This window comes from Bdellovibrio sp. HCB185ZH, assembly GCF_047302455.1.
Taxonomy (GTDB): Bacteria; Bdellovibrionota; Bdellovibrionia; order Bdellovibrionales; family Bdellovibrionaceae; genus Bdellovibrio.
The window spans coordinates 764,384-782,632 of record NZ_CP178624.1 but is presented as its reverse complement, the minus strand read 5'-3'; the positions used below and the strand labels follow the sequence as shown (position 1 = coordinate 782,632).

Genomic DNA, 18,249 nt, shown 5'->3' with positions numbered 1-18,249 from the left:
GGCAGGAAAAGTGAAGGATCACAATGGCTGGCCAAAACTTGGGTAAATCAACTGTGACGAAGGCCGATATCGTCGAAAACGTCTACCAGAAGATCGGTTTCTCTAAAAAGGAAGCTTCTGAGTTGGTAGAGTTGTGCTTTGATACCTTGAAGCATGTTTTGCAAAATGGCGATAAAGTTAAGATTTCTGGATTTGGAAATTTCGTCGTGCGTGGGAAAAACGAACGTATCGGTCGTAATCCGCAAACGGGCGAACAAATCAAAATCTCTGCTCGTCGCGTTCTAACATTCCGTCCTTCTCAAGTGTTGAAGGCGATGTTGAATGGCGAGGAGTACGAACATCTCAAGGATGATGAAGATGACGATGACGACTACGGCGACGATGAATAGTCCTGAAGCGGATACGACAACGGCATCACACAGTGAGCGCGTGGAGTATCCGATGACTCCGATCGTGGATCAATCCGATGATCAACAAATGAGCTTTGATAGTTCTGAGTTGTCTTTGGGGGATCAACATCTGGAATTCGTTGAGGCAGAATCTGCAGGAGTTTCCTCTGAGGCAGTTCAAACGCAACAAATCTCAATCCCTGCCATGCTTTGCGATGATAAGCTGATGGATGAGATTAAAGCGATTCCGGGTAAAATGGCTTTTAAAATCGGCGATGTCGCTGAGATTTTGGGAATCAAACAATACGTTCTTCGTTACTGGGAAACTGAGTTTGATGTTCTTAAGCCTAAAAAAGCTTCCAACAACCAACGCATGTACACGCGCAAAGATGTTGAGAACGCTCTTCTGATTCGCAAACTTTTGCACCGTGATCGTTTCTCGATCGAGGGTGCAAGAAACGCGATGAAGGAATTGAAAGCTCATGTTCGTAAAGAAAAAGACATGAGTCAGGTCTATCACAAACTCGACAATGTGAACGAAATGGTCGAGGGATTGTTGATGGATATCCGCAAACTCCGCGGAATGTTTATGTAAATCTCAAAAGGGCTTCGGAAACGAAGCCCTTTTTTCTTTTTTGGGGGGACGCTCTCTGCCGATGAATCTGATTGAGTCCAACGTTGGCAAATCTACCTCCGCTTCGGTAACTGGTTGCGTTATTGATTTCGTGGGCAGTTGTCTGATGCTGGGGAGACGAGTGCGAGTCCGTTCTGTTGACGATGTTTTTTCCGGGGAGAATAATTAAAAGATGCTCTACGGTAATGAATCCATCTCCCATTATACTCGCAGTAATATCCTGATTTGGATGCTGATGGCATTTCAGGCAGGCGTGCTGAATATGGGCGGCTTTATGGCCTGTCATCGGTTTGTTTCGCACGTGACTGGCTTTGCGACTTTCTTTGGTTATGAATACAGTCAAAAGGGTCGCAGTCATGCCTGGGGAATGCTGGTTGTTCCTTTGTTCTTTCTGTTTGGAGCGATGGTCAGCGGGTATCTGGTCGACATTCGCTTAAAGCTTCATAAAAAACCTAAATACTATATTGCCTATGCCGTGATGCTGGTTTTGATTTTAATTGCGACCTTTGGCGGTTGGTTAGGATGGTTTGGTCCCTTTGGTGCTTCCCTGGAAGAGTCACGTAACGGCTACCTGCTTTTGATTCTGCTGTGTTTTACCTGCGGTGTTCAGAACGGCACGATCACCAGCGTTTCTCGTTCGGTGGTGCGTACGACTCACTTAACGGGTATCACGACGGATCTTGGCATTGGATTGGTGAGAATTTTTAATAAAAGAATTTTGGGTACCGAGCATACCGAGCTTGTAGAAAACGAATACAAAGCAACTTCCATGCGTTTGGGAATTATCACCATGTTTGTATTGGGATCTGTTTTTGCAGGATTCGTTTATCCAGTTGCCGGTTTTTGGGGATTTTTGATTCCCGCCTTCACGACCGGTATTTTGCTGGTGTCGATGATTTATTTTCAGATCATCAATCCACGAAAAAAACAGGCTGCCGTGTAAGCAGCCTGCTTCCTTAATTTATTTGATCACGCATTTCATCGCGATATTCTCAGAAACGCCATTTTCGCAGGTTCTGTTTACGAAGCCTGTAAATTGAGTACCAACCACTAGATCTGTGATTTGTTTTGGCAGAAACGGGGAGTACCAGCACCAGGCGTCTTCCAAGGCACCAAAGCGCGTATAGTCTTGATAGCGAGGATTTTTCGAGGTGTAAGCTGTGTCGGCAAGGGATACTTCCGCCGAAGCTAAGAATGCGCCAGAGATGCGCGCAGAAGACAATTGTTCCTGGGAACTTAGGTCAGCCGTTAAAGTGGCAAAGTCATGGGTTGCAGATCCCGTCCAGCCCTCAACAGCAGCAAAAGACTGACATGAAAGAGTTTTTGCTTCGGCGAAGGAAGCAAACAATAAAGTCAAAGCGATAGCGGTCATAAGAGTTTTCATTAGAAATCCTTTTTAAGTTGAATATGTGATTTTGAATTCGAGGTCTTATAGGTAATTAAGCGCCGTAAGTACAATGGGGCTTTATCAAGTTAATATGCTCTTTTTGAATAGTATTTTATTCATGGCTCGCAGAACAAATGAATACGTGAGCGATAAGGAGCTGTCGAGTGATGAATATAGAACGACGAACGACGAACGATGAACGATGAACGATGAACGATGAACGATGAACGATGAGCGGTGAACTGTGAACTGTGAACTGTGAACTGTGAGCTGTGAGCTGTGAGCTGTGAGCTGTGAGCTGTGAGCTGTGAGCTGTGAGCTGTTGACTGTTGACTGGTGACTGTTGATTGGCGAATGAACGAGAGAAAGAAAAGCGCATAAAGAAATAAAGAAATAAAGAAATAAGAAAATAAGAAAATAAGGAATTAAGGAAATGGGGAAAGAGCTAAATAAACGAACAAATAAATAAAGAAAGAAAGTAATTAAGGAATTATGAACGAACGAACGAATGAATGAATGAATGAATGAATGAATGAATCAATCAATCAATCAATCAATCAATCAAGCAAGCAAGCAAGCAAGCATTGAATGGCCCGCAGATGAGGCGATCATTCAAAATAATTACCCGAAATCGACTGCTGGTTGGCAAATCTATAGAAAATAGTCTCAGAAAATATGAACAAAAAATAGCGAGAGTGGAATTTAAGTAAACCAACTCTGCAAGAAACATGTTGTGATTTCTTCACAACTCACATCAGCCCGAATCTTGAGTAAAAACCATGCGCGCAGCGGCTATCAAATGACGGTTTTGTAATTGACCGAGTGTGGTCAAAAACCTGCGTCAATCAATTAAGACCGAGCAATACAGTCGTTTTAGTTACAATTTAAAAATTGCCTAAGGTTAATTTAAGGTATCGAAAAATGAGGGGGCCCCTGTGGCAAAAATCGATTCTGTTGTTGAACCGAAGGCGAAGTCTGCGAAAAAAATCGCACCTAAACTGAAGGCGTTTTCAGAGGGAAAAAAAGCTCTGAGCAAAACGCGAGAAAAAAATCACGGCGAATCCGAAATGGATCTTTCTGCACAAACTTTGGTTTTTGACAGCCATGCCAAAGAGCAATTGCGCCAGCTACTTTTTACAGTGAAAGCTGTGCGTCGCGGAGATTTTGCGGTCAGAATGCCCATCAATCAGGAAGGCATCATCGCTGAAATTGGCGAAGTATTAAACGATATTATTGAATTGAATGAGAGTATGGCCGACGAGTTCGTGCGTGTACGTGCGATCGTAGGTCAGGAAGGTAAAATGAATGAGCGTGTGTCGATGGGCTCTGTGAAAGGCGCTTGGTCGACATCCGTGGATTCAGTGAATTTATTGATCGGTGATCTTGTCCAACCAACTCAAGAAGTCGCCCGGGTCATCACCTCAGTGGCCAAAGGGGACTTGTCGCAAAAGATGTCGATGGAAATCGATGGTCGACCGGTAAAAGGGGAATTCTTCCGTATCGGTACGACCGTAAACTCGATGGTGGATCAATTGAACTCGTTTGCTTCCGAGGTGACTCGTGTGGCGAAAGAGGTAGGGACAGAGGGAAAACTTGGCGGACAAGCGGATGTTCGCGGAGCCTCAGGTATCTGGAAAGACTTAACGGATAACGTAAATAGCCTCGCAGGAAATTTAACTGACCAGGTTCGTAACATCGCAAAAGTAACAACTGCGGTTGCCAAAGGTGACTTGTCACAAAAAATCACCGTTGATGCCAAGGGTGAGATCTTTGAACTAAAAAATACCATCAACGTCATGGTGGATCAGCTTTCTTCATTCGCAGCCGAGGTAACTCGTGTGGCAAAAGAGGTGGGAACTGAAGGTCGTTTGGGTGGTCAGGCGGATGTAAAAGGTGTCTCCGGTACCTGGAAAGACTTAACAGACAACGTAAATGGTCTCGCGAATAATCTAACGGCGCAAGTACGTAACATCGCCAAAGTAACAACTGCGGTTGCAAATGGTGACTTGTCACAAAAGATCACGGTTGATGCTCGCGGGGAAATCTTTGAGCTTAAAAATACGATTAACGTCATGGTGGATCAGCTTCGCTCGTTTGCTGCCGAAGTTACGCGTGTTGCGAAAGACGTAGGTACCGAAGGTAAATTGGGTGGTCAGGCCGACGTAAAAGGTGTGTCGGGAACTTGGAAAGACTTAACGGATAACGTGAATGGTCTCGCGAACAATCTGACAGCCCAAGTACGTAACATCGCCAAAGTAACAACTGCGGTTGCCAACGGAGACTTATCACAAAAAATTACGGTTGATGCCAAAGGCGAGATCTTGGAACTTAAAGACACTATCAATACGATGGTGGATACGCTTCGCTCCTTTGCGGCCGAGGTAACTCGTGTTGCGAAAGAGGTGGGTACTGAAGGGAAACTAGGCGGTCAGGCCGACGTAAAAGGTGTAAGCGGAACTTGGAAAGACTTAACCGACAACGTAAATGGTCTGGCAAATAATCTTACTGCCCAAGTTCGTAATATCGCGAAAGTAACAACCGCGGTTGCCAATGGCGACTTGTCACAAAAAATTACAGTTGATGCTCGCGGAGAAATCTTTGAGTTAAAAAATACGATCAACGTCATGGTGGATCAGTTGAACTCGTTTGCTGCCGAGGTAACTCGTGTGGCAAAAGAAGTGGGTACGGAAGGTCGTCTGGGTGGTCAGGCCGACGTAAAAGGTGTGTCGGGTACATGGAAAGACTTAACAGATAACGTAAACAGCCTTGCCGGAAATCTAACAGCGCAGGTACGTAATATCGCGAAAGTAACGACTGCGGTTGCCAAAGGTGACTTGTCACAAAAGATCACCGTTGATGCCAAGGGTGAGATCTTCGAATTAAAAAATACGATCAACGTCATGGTGGATCAGCTGAACTCGTTTGCTGCCGAGGTGACTCGTGTGGCTAAAGAGGTAGGTACGGAAGGAAAACTCGGCGGTCAGGCAGAAGTAACTGGTGTTTCCGGTACTTGGAAAGATTTGACCGACAACGTAAATGGTCTTGCAGGAAACTTAACAGCGCAGGTACGTAATATCGCGAAAGTGACGACTGCGGTTGCGAAAGGTGACCTATCACAAAAAATCACCGTTGATGCCAAAGGTGAGATCTTTGAGTTGAAAAACACCATCAACGTCATGGTGGATCAGCTGAACTCGTTCGCTGCCGAGGTAACCCGTGTGGCAAAAGAGGTGGGTACCGAAGGGAAGCTGGGCGGTCAGGCTGACGTAAAAGGTGTCAGCGGTACGTGGAAAGACTTAACAGATAACGTAAATAGCTTGGCCGGAAATTTAACTGACCAAGTACGTAACATCGCGAAAGTAACAACCGCGGTTGCGAAAGGTGACTTGTCACAAAAAATCACGGTTGATGCCAAAGGCGAGATCTTTGAATTAAAAAATACCATCAACGTCATGGTGGATCAGCTGAACTCATTTGCTGCCGAGGTAACTCGTGTTGCCAAGGAAGTAGGTACTGAAGGAAAACTAGGTGGTCAGGCCGAAGTAAAAGGCGTCAGCGGTACATGGAAAGACTTAACGGATAACGTAAATGGTCTTGCCGGAAATCTAACAGCCCAAGTTCGTAACATCGCGAAAGTAACGACAGCGGTTGCGAACGGCGACTTGTCACAAAAAATTACTGTCGATGCTCGTGGGGAAATCCTTGAGGTAAAAAACACCATCAACTCGATGGTGGATCAGCTGAATTCATTCGCAGCCGAGGTAACCCGCGTGGCGAAAGAAGTGGGTACCGAAGGTAAACTGGGCGGTCAGGCCGAAGTACGTGGAGTATCCGGTACCTGGAAAGACTTAACCGATAACGTAAATTTCATGGCCTCGAACTTAACAAAACAAGTGCGTGGTATCGTGAAAGTCGTAACTGCGGTTGCCAACGGGGATTTGAATCAAAAATTCGTCCTGGAAGCGAAAGGGGAAGTTGCAGCCCTCGCTGAAACGATTAACTCTATGACCGATACTCTAAGAACCTTCGCCGATCAGGTAACGACTGTTGCCCGCGAAGTGGGTATAGAAGGTAAACTCGGAGCGCAAGCGCGTGTACCGGGTGTTGCCGGAACTTGGAAAGACTTAACTGATAACGTAAATTTCATGGCCTCTAATTTGACAACGCAAGTACGTGGTATCGTGAAAGTCGTAACCGCAGTTGCCAATGGGGATCTGGAACAAAAATTCGTTCTGGAAGCCAAAGGGGAAGTTGCGGCCCTAGCTGAAACGATCAACTCCATGACCGATACCCTTAGAACTTTTGCCGATCAGGTAACGACGGTTGCCCGCGAGGTGGGTATCGAAGGAAAACTGGGTGGTCAGGCAAGCGTTCCAGGTGCCTCTGGTACTTGGAAAGACTTAACAGATAACGTGAATCAGCTAGCCGGAAACTTAACGGCGCAGGTACGTGCCATCGCGGAAGTATCCACTGCCGTAACAAAGGGTGACCTGACTCGTTCGATCTCAGTTGAGGCTGAGGGCGAGGTTGCAGCGCTTTCTGAAAATATCAATCAGATGATCTCGAACTTAAAAGACACGACTCAGAAGAATAACGAGCAGGACTGGTTGAAAACCAATCTCGCGAAATTCTCAGGGATGATGCAAGGTCAAAGAAGTATCACGTCCGTGGCTCAATTAATCATGTCGGAATTGACTCCGCTGGTGGATGCCCGCCAGGGAACGTTCTTTATGCTTGATAGCGAAAGCAACGAGCCGACTTTGAATTTGATTGCAAGCTACGCGTTTACAGAACGTCGTACGGTTTCAAATAAATACAAACTGAAAGAAGGCTTAATCGGCCAGTGCGCGTTTGAGAAAAAACGCATCCTTCTGACCAATCCCCCAGATGACTATGTGGTTATCAGCTCTAGTATTGTTGAAGAAAAACCAAGAAACATCATCGTTCTTCCGGTTCTTTTCGAGGGCGAGCTAAAAGCCGTGATTGAGCTTGCGTCACTGCAACCATTCACTCAGAACTATATCAACTTCCTGGATCAGTTGATGGACTCCATGGGAGTTATCCTGAACATGATCTCGTCCAGTATGAGAACGGAAGAACTTCTGCAAGAGCTGAAACGTTCCAACGTGGAGCTGGAAGCGCAGGCAAAAGAACTCGAAGACAAAGCAAAACTTCTGGAAGTCAAAAACCAGGAAGTCGAGCTTGCCAGCCGTTCCTTGGAGGAAAAAGCCGAACAGCTTTCTCTTATCTCGAAGTACAAATCAGAATTCCTGGCGAATATGTCCCACGAGCTCAGAACGCCGCTTAATAGCTTGCTGATCCTGTCAAAAACTTTGGCTGATAACCGCGAAAAAAATCTAAGCGGGGAGCAGGTCAAGTTTGCGAGCACGGTTCATTCTGCAGGACAAGACTTGCTTGCCTTGATTAATGAGATTCTGGATCTTTCAAAAGTAGAAGCTGGAAAAATGCCAGTCACACCGAAGATCGTGGAAATCGCCGAGGTGAAAGAGTATCTGGAGCAAACATTCAGACCCGTTGCTGAACATAAAGGTTTGGAGTTTGTGATTACGGCGACACCGAATTTGCCAAAAACTATGGTAACGGATGAAAACCGTCTGCACCAGATTTTGAAAAATCTTTTGTCGAATGCCTTTAAGTTCACGGACAAAGGGCATGTGACACTGGATGTGAAGCACGAAGGTGGAAACATTGTCTATAGAGTGACTGATTCCGGTATCGGTATTCCTTCGGACAAACAAAAGCTGATCTTTGAAGCTTTCCAACAGGCAGACGGTACAACAAGCCGTAAATACGGTGGTACGGGGCTGGGGCTGACGATCAGTCGCGAGATTGCGCGTCTTTTAGGTGGCGTGATCAGCGTTGAAAGTACGCCGGGTCAGGGCAGTAGCTTCACTTTGACATTGCCTGTGAAGTATTCGGCACCAGAAGGTGCCATGGTGAATGTCGCGGATGAGCAATCCGAGGTGACACCACTTCCAAACGATGCAGATTTCACTGGTAAGAAAGTTTTGATCGTTGATGATGACGTTCGTAATGTGTTCGCACTAAGCAGCGTATTAAAAATGCGCGGCATGAATGTAATCTTTGCTGAAAACGGCAAACAGGGCATTAAAACTCTGATGGAAAATCCTGATACGGACCTGGTGTTGATGGATACGATGATGCCGGAAATGGACGGGTTGGAAGCCATCCAAGAAATTCGTTCGTTGGAGCAATTCATGACTTTGCCGATCATCTCGTTAACAGCGAAAGCCATGAAAGGTGATCGCGAGAAGTGTTTATCCGCGGGAGCATCAGACTACGTCACAAAACCGGTCGATGAAGTTCATTTGTTGTCTGTGATGTACTCGTGGTTACCGCAAAAAAATATTTCGTTAAACTAGGATGAAATAACCATGAAAACAGTGGATGTTCTTATTGTTGACGATCGCATGGATGGGCTTCTTGCGCTGCAAGCGGTCCTGAATTTGCCGAATGTGAATCTGGTGAAAGCACAATCAGGACCCGAGGCGTTGTCAGTTCTGGATGGTTACGAATTCGCCGTGATTCTTTTGGATGTGCAGATGCCGGGGATGGACGGTTTTGAAACCGCCCGTCAGATTCGCCAGCATCCTAAAAATCGTCAGACACCGATAATTTTTGTCACGGCAATCAACAAGGACGATCAATATATTTATCGAGGTTACGAAGCCGGAGCCGTAGATTATATTTTTAAACCCTTTGAACCGAGCATTGTTCGCGCCAAGGTCAATGTCTTTGTCGAGCTTTTCATGAAGTCAAAGCAGCTTGAAGAACAAGCGCAGCTGATTCGGGAAAGTGAAACCCGTGAACGCTATTTGCGCCTGGCGGAATTGGAAGTTGAAAATCTGCGCCGGTACCGCAGTCTTGCAGACGCTATTCCGCACATTATCTGGCGCGCTAAGGCTGACGGAACTTTTGATTATTTTAATAAAGGTTGGACAGATTATACAGGCCTTACTATTGAACAAAGTCTGGGAAGTGGCTGGCAAAGCGTCGCTGTCGAGGAAGACTTACGGGAATTTTTAAAAACCTGGATGATGGCCATGAGTGACGGACGTTCCTTTGAAACGGAATGCCGCATGGTCAATAAGGAAGGTGAGGCGCGATGGTTCTGGGTGCGAGCGGTGTCGGAAACAAACTTCCTGGGTCAGGTGGTTGCCTGGATTGGGACTTGTACTGACATTCATGATCGCAAAATTATCGAACTCAAACTGATCGAGGCGGAGCAAAAAGCGAGCGCAGCGAGTGTTTCCAAAACGAATTTCCTGGCAAACATGAGTCATGAGATTCGCACTCCCATGAATGCTATTTTGGGTTTTACAGAGTTGATGCTAGATGAAGAGCAAACTCCTGAAGAGCGACATAAATGGATTCATACCGTTCAAAGAAATGGTGACCAGCTTTTAAAGATCATCGATGAAATTCTGGATATTTCCAAAGTGGAATCCGGTCGTTTGCAGATTGAGAAAGTCGATGTGGATGTTGAAAGCGTCCTGGAAGACATTCGCTCTCTTTTAAGATTGCAGGCTTTGGATAAAGCTTTGGATTTCAGAATCGATCTGGATACGCAGATTCCTAAAATGATTACTTCAGATCCGACCCGGTTGCGCCAGATTTTGTTGAACCTGATAGGAAATGCGATCAAATTTACTACCGCAGGTCATGTGCATGTGGATGTCGAGTGGAAACCTCGGGGTTCCCTGGATTTGCATAGCAAAATGTTATTCTATATTTCTGACTCGGGCGTGGGTATCAATCCCGTTCATGCCAATCATCTGTTTCAGCCCTTCGTGCAAGAAGACAGCGCGACCACGCGCAATTTCGGAGGCACGGGGTTGGGGCTTGCATTGTCTCGCCAGTTAGCGCGGGCGATGGGCGGCGACGTCACCCTGGTGAGCAGCGTTCCGGGGCAGGGAAGTACCTTCCTGGTTGAAGTGAATGCAGATCCTGTGGAAGGAACAGTTTTTGTTGAATCCTTAAGTTCTGAGGCTCCTCAAAATGATAAAGAGGCCCTTCATAAAGAACGTAAAAAGCTTGCAGACATGAAGATTCTGCTAGTCGAGGACGTGGAGGACAATCAAGCTCTGATCGCCCATTTCTTAGGCGCAGTGGGAGCGAGGGTGGAGTTTGCTGATAACGGAAAAGAAGGGGTCGAGGCGGCACTTAGAAACGAATACGACGCTGTCCTGATGGATATTCAAATGCCCATCATGGATGGATACGAAGCCACGCGAAGATTGCGTGCGCAAGGATATGACAAGCCGATCATTGCATTGACGGCTCATGCACTTAAGGAGGAGACGGTGAAAAGTATGAATGCGGGATGCACATGTCATTTGTCCAAGCCTGTAAATTTCAACCAATTGATTGAAGTTCTAACGAACATTTACCGGGATAAGGGACACCGGGAGGATCATTGTGCCATTTGATGAGGTAGGTGACATTTCGGTCGAAATTAAAACCTTTATCAGACGTCACATACACTCGATTGCGATTTTAGACGTCTTGTTCTTTTTAAAACATCGCGAATACAAGGCCTGGACGCCGCAAGAGGTGAGTGTGGAGATGCGTTCCAACCCGGGTTATGCAAAATCCCAGTTGGAAGAGTTGGTTGCTTCAGGGATGGTGTGTCGCGAAGGTGCGGGTTACCGTTATCTGGTTTCTGATTCCGCTGAGACAGTTGAAAAGTTGGAATTACTCTATAACACACGCCGATCGAGTGTGATGAATTATATCTACTCCCAACCGATCGATAACATTCGTGACTTTGCGAATGCATTTAAAATCAAAAAGGACTGATCGTGGCTTTTTATGTTTATTTATTGTGTTCCATCACTAGCTTCGGTTGTGCCTTGTGTTTGGGAAGAGCTTATTTCCGTAACAAGACCCGTTTGCTTTTCTGGAGCAGCATTTGTTTTGTGGGCGTTGCTTTGAACAATATTTTATTGTCAGTCGATTTCATATTGGGTCCCGCCTATGACCTTTCTTTGATGCGCGCCTGGCTTGTCCTGCTTGGGATGACGGCGATGGTGTATGGCCTTATTTGGGATACGGTGTAAAATGACGACAGATCTATTAAAGCAATTTATCTATGGTGCTGTGATGATGGCGTCGTTTACGTCGGGAATTTTCTTTTTAAAATTCTGGAGAAAAACGCAAGACCGTTTTTTCATGCTGTTCGCTGCGGCTTTCTTTATGTTGGGAGCAGAACGATGGTTTTTTACCTTTCTGCCCAATTCAGATGAAGAGAACACCTGGATCTTTTCAATGAGACTTTTGGCGTTTCTTATAATTATCGGTGCGGTGATTGATAAGAATCGCGAGTAAGCTCATAAAGATTTAAAAGCACTTCTTTTTGCAGGACCTTATCAAACTGAGGATACTGTTTTACAAAAGTAAATCCCGATTTTTCCAAAACACGGATGGACTGGTTATTCTCAGCATCCGTGACGGCACTAAGCCCTGGATAGTTCAACTCCGCCAAGGCGAGCTGAATCAGTCTTTGGCAGGCTTCGGCTGTGTAGCCTTGGCCCCAGTGTCTTTGTACGATCATAAACCCCAGCTCCACAAAGGGCAGATCCCGCTTAAGAAGCATCAACCAGCCCACGAAATCAGAGCCATCAGCCAATTCCGCAGCCCAAATTCCCAGAGGCGCGCGCGAGGCTTCATTATCAATCATCGCTTGCAAGCGTTCCTGAATTTTTTCATCAGGTAGGGGAACGCGGTGAGGGCTGTTGCACATGACAGCAGGATTTGATTCCAATTCCCGCATATTGGCAAAGTCACTCAAATTGAATCGACGAAGATTTAAACGGGACGTTCTCATCAGTATGCCGGAGAACCCGGGGGACGAATGATATTCAAAAGGAATGTTCTTTGGCGCAAATACATTTTGTTGTCTTCCCAAGGCGTGAAGTAAGGCGGATTGCGCCCGATAATCACCAAGCCTGCCAGTTGTTCTAAATTTAACTCTTGCAGGTTCTTTTTAAAATAATAAGGACTGGCATTTTGATAGCCACTGAGCTCCTTACCCTCAATCATTCCAAAAGAATAGCGGTTGATCAATTGTTCAATCTGATCGTTATAGCTGTACTTTGAAAAGAGGCGAATGAATGCCAGTTGGTCCTCATACATTTTAATAAAGCTTCCCTGATTGCCTGCAGGCATCAGGATTTTGATCAGCTCCCAAGTGAGAGTGCAATCAGGATGAAGCTGAGGATTGTCGGAGAACGCGCGTTCTAAGCCAGACCATTCATTGCAGATAGCGGATTGGGGGTATTCGACTTCATTGACTATCTTCACTAGAACCGGGGGCAGTTGCGCATAAGAGATGTAAGGGTAAGGCTTAAAAGCCATTGCGCGATCCAGGTTTTTACTGACCCTGCGATATTCAATCAGCGCAAAGAAGGACATTGCTGCCAGCACAAACAAGGAACCAACTAAAAAAAATGTCAGCGTGAATTTAAGTGATCTCATGTCGCCAGTACGCTCCGGGATAAGAGGAGAATAGCAAAGCAACAGGGAAATACCTAGCTTTTATGAAAAATATTTTACTATGAAACACCCCAACTGTCGTTGGTCGAGATGAAGCCAAGACAGAAGGGCGTAATATGAGAAATCTAGAGTTAGAAGCCTACGTTTAGGATAGGTGAAACTTTGAATACGCCGGTGTGATTAAAGTTAACCAGACCAATTTGTAGACCGTGAAGGTTGTCAGTGATATTTACCAACCCTAACTGAATTCCGTAAACTGATTTTGCACGGTTGTAAATACCCAGCTGAGCACCGTAAACAGAAGTGCTATTGCTAAGATTCGTGACCGCTAACTGCACACCGTACACGTTACTTTCAGCCACGTTGATATTACTGATAATCGCTGCCTGCAAACCAACGACATTGGTCTTTTGCTGATTGTAGTTACCCAAACCCGCTAACTGCAGACCTATGATATTTGTTGAACCATAAGTGGCATTGAAACCACCCGCGATACCAATACCCACGAAGTCTTGGTCAGTAATATTCCCCAGCACACCAAAATCCAAACCATACACGTCACGGTGATGGCCCCAAAGAGCACTTAAGCGAATACCTGTGATCGAAAAATCTTGGGGAGGGAATTGAACCGGTGGAGCAATACTGACTGAAATCGGAGTTACTGCTGCGAAGCTTGCGGATGTTGAACAAACGATAGCGAAAATGAGGGAGAGAAAGATATTTTTTTTCATATCCACCATTCTAGAAACAGACTGTGTGTTGCCGCAAATATTCCCCAAAGATCAAGACTTTGGTAGCTGGACAATTGCCAGTAATGTGGAAACCACTGGAGCATTTGAGGTCATTACTCGAGGGATAATTTCATTTCGATGTTGCATCTCTCATAATCGGGATGAGCGCCCAGATGCACGGTTTGAAAGCCATGCTTTTTATAGAGTGAGATAGCCGGCTCAAGAATCGTATTTGAAAGCAATGTAATTTCGGTCGCACCTTTGTGACGAGCCCAGGCAATCGCTGTTTCCATCAAAAGATCTCCCAAACCCTGTCCTTTATATTTTGGTGAGACAGCCATTTTCGCCAGTTCATAGGAGTTTTTTCCGTGGGGCACCATGGCGCATGTAGCGATGGCGGAAGCGCCATCAAGAATAAAGAAAATCTCGCCCCCGGTATTTAAAATACTTTCTTTGGCTTGGTTTAGTTGCAGCAGATCCATAGTTTCCAGGCGGAAATAGTGCTCGATCCATTCTTTGTTCAATTCGACAAAGGCTTGATGGTATTCAGGCTTGTAAATCGTGGTGGAAAATTTTGACATGAAGTTCTCCCGGTTGACCAAGGCATCCTATCACATCTAGTTTGATGAGGAAAAATAGATAAATTTAAGAACTAGTATCCATTCTGATACTAGTCCGTGAAATAAGAGACGTGTGTGAATTATAAGAAGCGAAAATTTAATTGTCCTGCAGAGCTGACGGCCACGTTGCTTCAGGGAAAATGGAAAGTCATTATACTGTACAACCTGCGTAAATCACCCAAGCGATTTGGTGTGCTTCGTCGAATGACTCCCGGAATCACTCAAGCAACTTTGACTAAGCAGCTTAAAGAGCTTGAGAACTCCGGGATTGTGAAACGATCAGTTTTGGGGAAGGACAAGCTTTCCGGGGTGGAGTATGAGTTGACCAGTGTGGGGATGGAGTTAAAGCCCGTTTTGTATGCGATGATTCGCTGGGGGCTTTCTCATCAAAAAGACTATGTTGCCGGATCCTTTGTGATGGTTGGAGCCTGATCCTTATTTTTTCTTTTTTAAAAGAGCCGCACCTTCTTTTTTAATCCAAGCGCGATAAGAAACAATGTTCGTGTACACGGTCGAAGTGGCACATCCCAGTTCGCTGCGGCTCGTAAGCCCCCAAACGAAATAATCTTTACCGAATTGAACAAAAGCGGGCCCTCCAGAATCTCCGGAACAAGGGCCGTGTTCCTTATCATGAAGCAGGATGGCTTCGTAAGCGTTCGGGAAGCTTCCGATTTGGATAGAAGTGGATTTCAGAATTGCAGGTCCATCCATTTCCTCTGTGAAGCAACGAGTTTCTTTAAGTTCCATATCGAAATCACAAATCACCACACCATCATTTACTAAAGCCTCGAGTTCATCGGCTGGAGTTTGTTTGGTATCGACCTCGACCAGATTGTCTGTTTCGACACCATAGCCCGCAATTAATGTCGAAGCGCCTTCTTTAAGCAAAGCTGCATCACTCAGAATTTGCGCCGCCGTATAACCTTTAGGAACAGTGCCGTTGAATTTCAAAAGAGCGATGTCGTGAGTGGGTTCGTTTGGCTCCCTTAACTCGGAGACATGTTTGTATTTTTCATTGATGATCCCGACGCTCGCCCGACGGGTCAGGGGAGATTTGCGAATCTTATCGTAATCCGTCAGCAAGGATTCCATGTCGGTTGAAAATACGATGAAGGTTTCACTCACATCGTCTGGTTGCACGCAGTGAGCGGCTGTGACGACAAGATTATTTTCTAAAAGAATTCCTGTACAGACAGCACCTACGTTGACGTCGTAAATACCGACGGTACTTTTCGCTATACGCGCGTCTTTTTTCACCAGTGAGCCGCCGATGATAGCGTCGCCCTCGGTTTTCAAGGCACGGTCCTTCACAGGTGTACAAGCCACAGCTGAAATCATAATTGTGAACGCCAATATTCCGGCAAGCTTCATAAGAAACATATCCTTCGGTAAAGGGGTATTTTAGCGGTAATTCAGGTGTTTACCAGCCCCCCATAATCTTTACTAACAGCTGCCAAAAACTGTCGAATGTCTCTACAGGGGGTGGGGGAAAGCCCTGTCAAAACTGTTAGTTAGACTGGTATTGGGAGAGTCTTTTACAAAGGGTTTGCCCCAGCTTCCTGGATATTCGAGAATCAAAAAAGTAGCGAGGAGGGGGCCCTATGAAAAGTGGTTTAAGTGCCTTTGCAGTCGTTTTTATGTTGATGAGCACATCTGGTGCCCAAGAGGCCGGGCCTTATTTCGAAAACACCATCGTGCCCAGACAAGGACGATTGGTTGCTATCGATTATGATGCAGGATCCAGAACGGTGAGAGTTTCAGCGGTCGGTAAGACGTTAAAAGGAATCAGTTCCTCACGCTATGCCGTCACAGCGGAAACGACCGATGCCGAGGGGATGGCAAGGCAGCTGGATTTGGTTTCTGTTGCCAGTGGTGGTTATCAATTTAAAGATAAGCTAGAGCCCAAAAAAGATGTGAAAATTAAAGTTCAAGATAAGCAGAGCAAAGAGACAGAAATATTTTTGCTGAAACCTTAGAAGCAGGTTTTCCAAAAAGAAAAGGCGGCTGGTGAGCCGCCTTTTTTTATTTCACTCCGAAAGCCTTCGCAGTGTCTTTAATCCAAGGTGCGTAGTGCAGGATGTTCATGTAGATGATGTCGTTATTGCAGCCAATGCCGCTGCGACTTGTAACGCCCCAAAGTTGAACTTCTTCGCCCACTTGAATGTAGGCAGGACCACCAGAATCGCCAGAGCAAGCTGCTTTGCCGTCTGTTTGATCCAAAATCACTTCGCCATCATTCGGGCTGTATTTGATTTTTACTGTGACTGCTTTCAAGATCGCAGGGCCGCTGAGTTCTTCACGGATGCAAGTGGTCGCTTTGCGAGCGTCGTCGTTATTGCAGAAAACTTCGCCTTTATCGATCAGGTCTTGAAGGTTTTTAGTTTTTCTTGGATCCACAGGGATCACTTCAGCGTAATCAACACCGTAGCCAGCAAGAATTGTCGTGGCACCCGTTTTCAGAGCCGTTGGGTCCGTCAGGATTTTCGCTGTTTTATAATCTTTCGGAGTTTCGCCTTCATACATCATCAGACCCACGTCGTTCCCTGGGAAAGCCGCGTTGGCTTGACCTGGGTTCCAGTCTTCGTGTGCTTGCATTTTCACGACTTGGCGTACAGCCGGAGAGTTTTTGAAATTATTACCCAGGTTAAGGATCGATTCCATGTCGGGGTGAAAGACGATGTAAACGCCGGAAGTTTTTTTACCGATGCAATGAGCCGCTGTCAGAACCAGATTTCCTGGAAGCAAAGAACCTGTGCAAGTATAGCCTTCGTTGTCGTCATAGATACCAACGATGCTTTGAGCAAGGGCTGTACCCTCTTTCACCAGTTGGCCACCGATAATTGAATCACTGTTTTTAGCAGTCAAATTGTTAGAATTTACAGATGAACCGCAACCCGCAGTGATCAATGCAACAGTCAAAAATAGAGAGCTTAAAACTTTCAACTCAGTGTCCTCGCAATAAAAAAGTATGGGGGCTCCTTTTATAGAACCCCCACGCATTTGCAAGAAAAATTAAAGACCTGCAATAAATTTATTTTTGAGCGTTTTCGATTAGGATTCAGTATCCAAAATCGGGAAAGCTTTGACGAGATCATCAATCGCTTTCATCTGCTGCAGGAACGGCTCCGCTTTCGCCAATGGCAATGCCGAAGGGCCATCGCATTTTGCTTTCGCTGGATCTGGATGAGCCTCGATGAACAGACCCGCAAGACCCACTGCAAGGCCTGCGCGAGAAAGTTCGGCCACCTGACCACGTCGACCCGCAGAGGCCGCACCACCTGGGTCGCGGAATTGAAGAGCATGAGTGGCATCCAAAATCACCGGAGCGCCTTTAGAAACTTTCTTCATGATATTAAAGCCCAAAGTGTCGACGACTAAGTTGTCGTAACCAAAACAAGAGCCGCGCTCGCACAAGATGATTTTGTCGTTACCGCACTCTTCGATTTTTTCGACGATGTTACCCATTTGCGAGGGGCTCAGGAACTGGGGCTTTTTAACATTGATCACAGCTCCCGTGCGAGCCATCGCCTCAACCAGGTCCGTTTGACGAGCCAGGAATGCGGGCAACTGAATCACATCAGCGACTTCAGCCACAGTTTTTGCTTGAGCCACTTCGTGAACATCGGTGATGACTTTCACACCGAAAGCACTTTTAAGTTCCGCGAAAATTTTAAGACCTTCTTCCATACCCGGTCCGCGGTACGAATGGATGGAGGAGCGATTCGCCTTATCGAAAGAAGATTTAAAAACATAAGGAATGCGAAGGCGGTCTGTCAGCTTCACGAAGTGCTCACAAACTTGCATCGCCAAATCACGGCTTTCAAGAACGTTCATACCTGCGAAAAGCACGAATGGTTTGTTGTTGCCGACTTCGATATTGCCAATTTTTACGATTTTATTTTGCATGACAGGTGCCTTCTGGAAGTGATTTGCCACGGATTTTAACATCATT

General features: G+C 45.9%; 20 protein-coding genes. 11 read left to right on the top strand and 9 right to left on the bottom strand.

Annotated elements, in window-relative coordinates; genetic code table 11:
- The first annotated feature begins 53 nt into the window (after nucleotides 1-53).
- The 3 genes from ACLSU7_RS03875 (at nucleotide 54) to ACLSU7_RS03865 (ending at nucleotide 1,966) form a co-directional block, all read left to right on the top strand.
- Nucleotides 54-389, top strand: coding sequence for an integration host factor subunit alpha (locus ACLSU7_RS03875; RefSeq protein ID WP_142702159.1), 336 nt, complete (start codon nucleotides 54-56; stop codon nucleotides 387-389).
- A complete protein-coding gene (locus ACLSU7_RS03870) occupies nucleotides 358-984 on the top strand; it encodes a MerR family transcriptional regulator (protein WP_413294239.1) in 627 nt (208 codons plus the stop codon). Before ACLSU7_RS03875 ends, ACLSU7_RS03870 begins: the two co-directional genes overlap by 32 nt.
- Nucleotides 985-1,195: 211 nt before the next feature.
- A complete protein-coding gene (locus tag ACLSU7_RS03865; protein WP_413294238.1) occupies nucleotides 1,196-1,966 on the top strand; it encodes a YoaK family protein in 771 nt (256 codons plus the stop codon).
- An 18-nt stretch (nucleotides 1,967-1,984) separates the two neighbouring features.
- Here the strand turns inward: ACLSU7_RS03865 and ACLSU7_RS03860 are convergent, their stop codons facing one another.
- Nucleotides 1,985-2,407, bottom strand: a complete 423-nt coding sequence (locus ACLSU7_RS03860) for a hypothetical protein (RefSeq protein WP_413294237.1) — start codon at nucleotides 2,405-2,407, stop codon at nucleotides 1,985-1,987.
- A 115-nt stretch (nucleotides 2,408-2,522) separates the two neighbouring features.
- Complete coding sequence (locus ACLSU7_RS03855; protein WP_413294236.1) at nucleotides 2,523-2,789, bottom strand: hypothetical protein; 267 nt, start codon at nucleotides 2,787-2,789, stop codon at nucleotides 2,523-2,525.
- Nucleotides 2,790-2,942: 153 nt separating this feature from the next.
- Here ACLSU7_RS03855 and ACLSU7_RS03850 point away from each other — a divergent pair, with 153 nt between their 5' ends.
- From ACLSU7_RS03850 to ACLSU7_RS03825, 6 genes are all read left to right on the top strand, one after another.
- Nucleotides 2,943-3,074, top strand: a complete 132-nt coding sequence (locus ACLSU7_RS03850; RefSeq protein ID WP_413294235.1) for a hypothetical protein — start codon at nucleotides 2,943-2,945, stop codon at nucleotides 3,072-3,074.
- 403 nt (nucleotides 3,075-3,477) lie between these two features.
- Nucleotides 3,478-8,814, top strand: a complete 5,337-nt coding sequence (locus ACLSU7_RS03845; RefSeq protein WP_413295362.1) for a HAMP domain-containing protein — start codon at nucleotides 3,478-3,480, stop codon at nucleotides 8,812-8,814.
- Between the two features lie 12 nt (nucleotides 8,815-8,826).
- A complete protein-coding gene (locus ACLSU7_RS03840; protein WP_413294234.1) occupies nucleotides 8,827-10,881 on the top strand; it encodes a response regulator in 2,055 nt (684 codons plus the stop codon).
- Nucleotides 10,871-11,251: a hypothetical protein gene (locus tag ACLSU7_RS03835; protein ID WP_413294233.1), complete on the top strand. Its 381-nt coding sequence runs from the start codon at nucleotides 10,871-10,873 to the stop codon at nucleotides 11,249-11,251. The genes ACLSU7_RS03840 and ACLSU7_RS03835 overlap by 11 nt, the downstream gene beginning before the upstream one ends.
- Nucleotides 11,252-11,253: 2 nt before the next feature.
- Nucleotides 11,254-11,511, top strand: a complete 258-nt coding sequence (locus ACLSU7_RS03830) for a DUF5985 family protein (RefSeq protein ID WP_413294232.1) — start codon at nucleotides 11,254-11,256, stop codon at nucleotides 11,509-11,511.
- A 1-nt stretch (nucleotide 11,512) separates the two neighbouring features.
- Nucleotides 11,513-11,779: a DUF5985 family protein gene (locus ACLSU7_RS03825; RefSeq protein ID WP_413294231.1), complete on the top strand. Its 267-nt coding sequence runs from the start codon at nucleotides 11,513-11,515 to the stop codon at nucleotides 11,777-11,779.
- Here ACLSU7_RS03825 and ACLSU7_RS03820 read toward each other — a convergent pair.
- The 4 genes from ACLSU7_RS03820 to ACLSU7_RS03805 form a co-directional block, all read right to left on the bottom strand.
- Nucleotides 11,745-12,278 carry a GNAT family N-acetyltransferase gene (locus ACLSU7_RS03820; RefSeq protein WP_413294230.1) on the bottom strand — a complete coding sequence of 178 codons (534 nt, stop codon included), beginning with the start codon at nucleotides 12,276-12,278 and terminating at the stop codon, nucleotides 11,745-11,747. The two genes, ACLSU7_RS03825 and ACLSU7_RS03820, sit on opposite strands and share 35 nt — an antisense overlap.
- The gene (locus ACLSU7_RS03815; RefSeq protein ID WP_413294229.1) at nucleotides 12,278-12,928 is read right to left on the bottom strand and encodes a transglycosylase domain-containing protein; all 651 of its coding nucleotides are present in this window, start codon (nucleotides 12,926-12,928) and stop codon (nucleotides 12,278-12,280) included. Before ACLSU7_RS03815 ends, ACLSU7_RS03820 begins: the two co-directional genes overlap by 1 nt.
- A 149-nt stretch (nucleotides 12,929-13,077) precedes the next feature.
- Nucleotides 13,078-13,677 (bottom strand): LA_2272 family surface repeat-containing protein, encoded by a 600-nt coding sequence (locus ACLSU7_RS03810; RefSeq protein WP_413294228.1) that lies wholly within the window; start codon nucleotides 13,675-13,677, stop codon nucleotides 13,078-13,080.
- A 113-nt stretch (nucleotides 13,678-13,790) separates the two neighbouring features.
- Entirely contained in the window at nucleotides 13,791-14,258 is a 468-nt protein-coding gene (locus ACLSU7_RS03805; protein ID WP_413294227.1) for a GNAT family N-acetyltransferase, read from the bottom strand.
- Between the two features lie 114 nt (nucleotides 14,259-14,372).
- On the opposite strand from ACLSU7_RS03805, the gene ACLSU7_RS03800 reads away from it, so the two are divergent.
- On the top strand, nucleotides 14,373-14,729 hold the full coding sequence (locus tag ACLSU7_RS03800) for a winged helix-turn-helix transcriptional regulator (protein WP_413294226.1): 357 nt from the start codon (nucleotides 14,373-14,375) through the stop codon (nucleotides 14,727-14,729).
- Nucleotides 14,730-14,732: 3 nt separating this feature from the next.
- Here the strand turns inward: ACLSU7_RS03800 and ACLSU7_RS03795 are convergent, their stop codons facing one another.
- Nucleotides 14,733-15,668: a S1 family peptidase gene (locus ACLSU7_RS03795; RefSeq protein WP_413294225.1), complete on the bottom strand. Its 936-nt coding sequence runs from the start codon at nucleotides 15,666-15,668 to the stop codon at nucleotides 14,733-14,735.
- 230 nt (nucleotides 15,669-15,898) lie between these two features.
- On the opposite strand from ACLSU7_RS03795, the gene ACLSU7_RS03790 reads away from it, so the two are divergent.
- Entirely contained in the window at nucleotides 15,899-16,273 is a 375-nt protein-coding gene (locus tag ACLSU7_RS03790) for a hypothetical protein (RefSeq protein ID WP_413294224.1), read from the top strand.
- Nucleotides 16,274-16,319: 46 nt separating this feature from the next.
- Here the strand turns inward: ACLSU7_RS03790 and ACLSU7_RS03785 are convergent, their stop codons facing one another.
- Together ACLSU7_RS03785 and kdsA are read right to left on the bottom strand one after the other, a co-directional pair.
- The gene (locus ACLSU7_RS03785; RefSeq protein WP_413294223.1) at nucleotides 16,320-17,240 is read right to left on the bottom strand and encodes a S1 family peptidase; all 921 of its coding nucleotides are present in this window, start codon (nucleotides 17,238-17,240) and stop codon (nucleotides 16,320-16,322) included.
- 108 nt (nucleotides 17,241-17,348) lie between these two features.
- Entirely contained in the window at nucleotides 17,349-18,203 is an 855-nt protein-coding gene (gene kdsA, locus ACLSU7_RS03780; protein WP_413294222.1) for a 3-deoxy-8-phosphooctulonate synthase, read from the bottom strand.
- Nucleotides 18,204-18,249 lie beyond the last annotated feature (46 nt).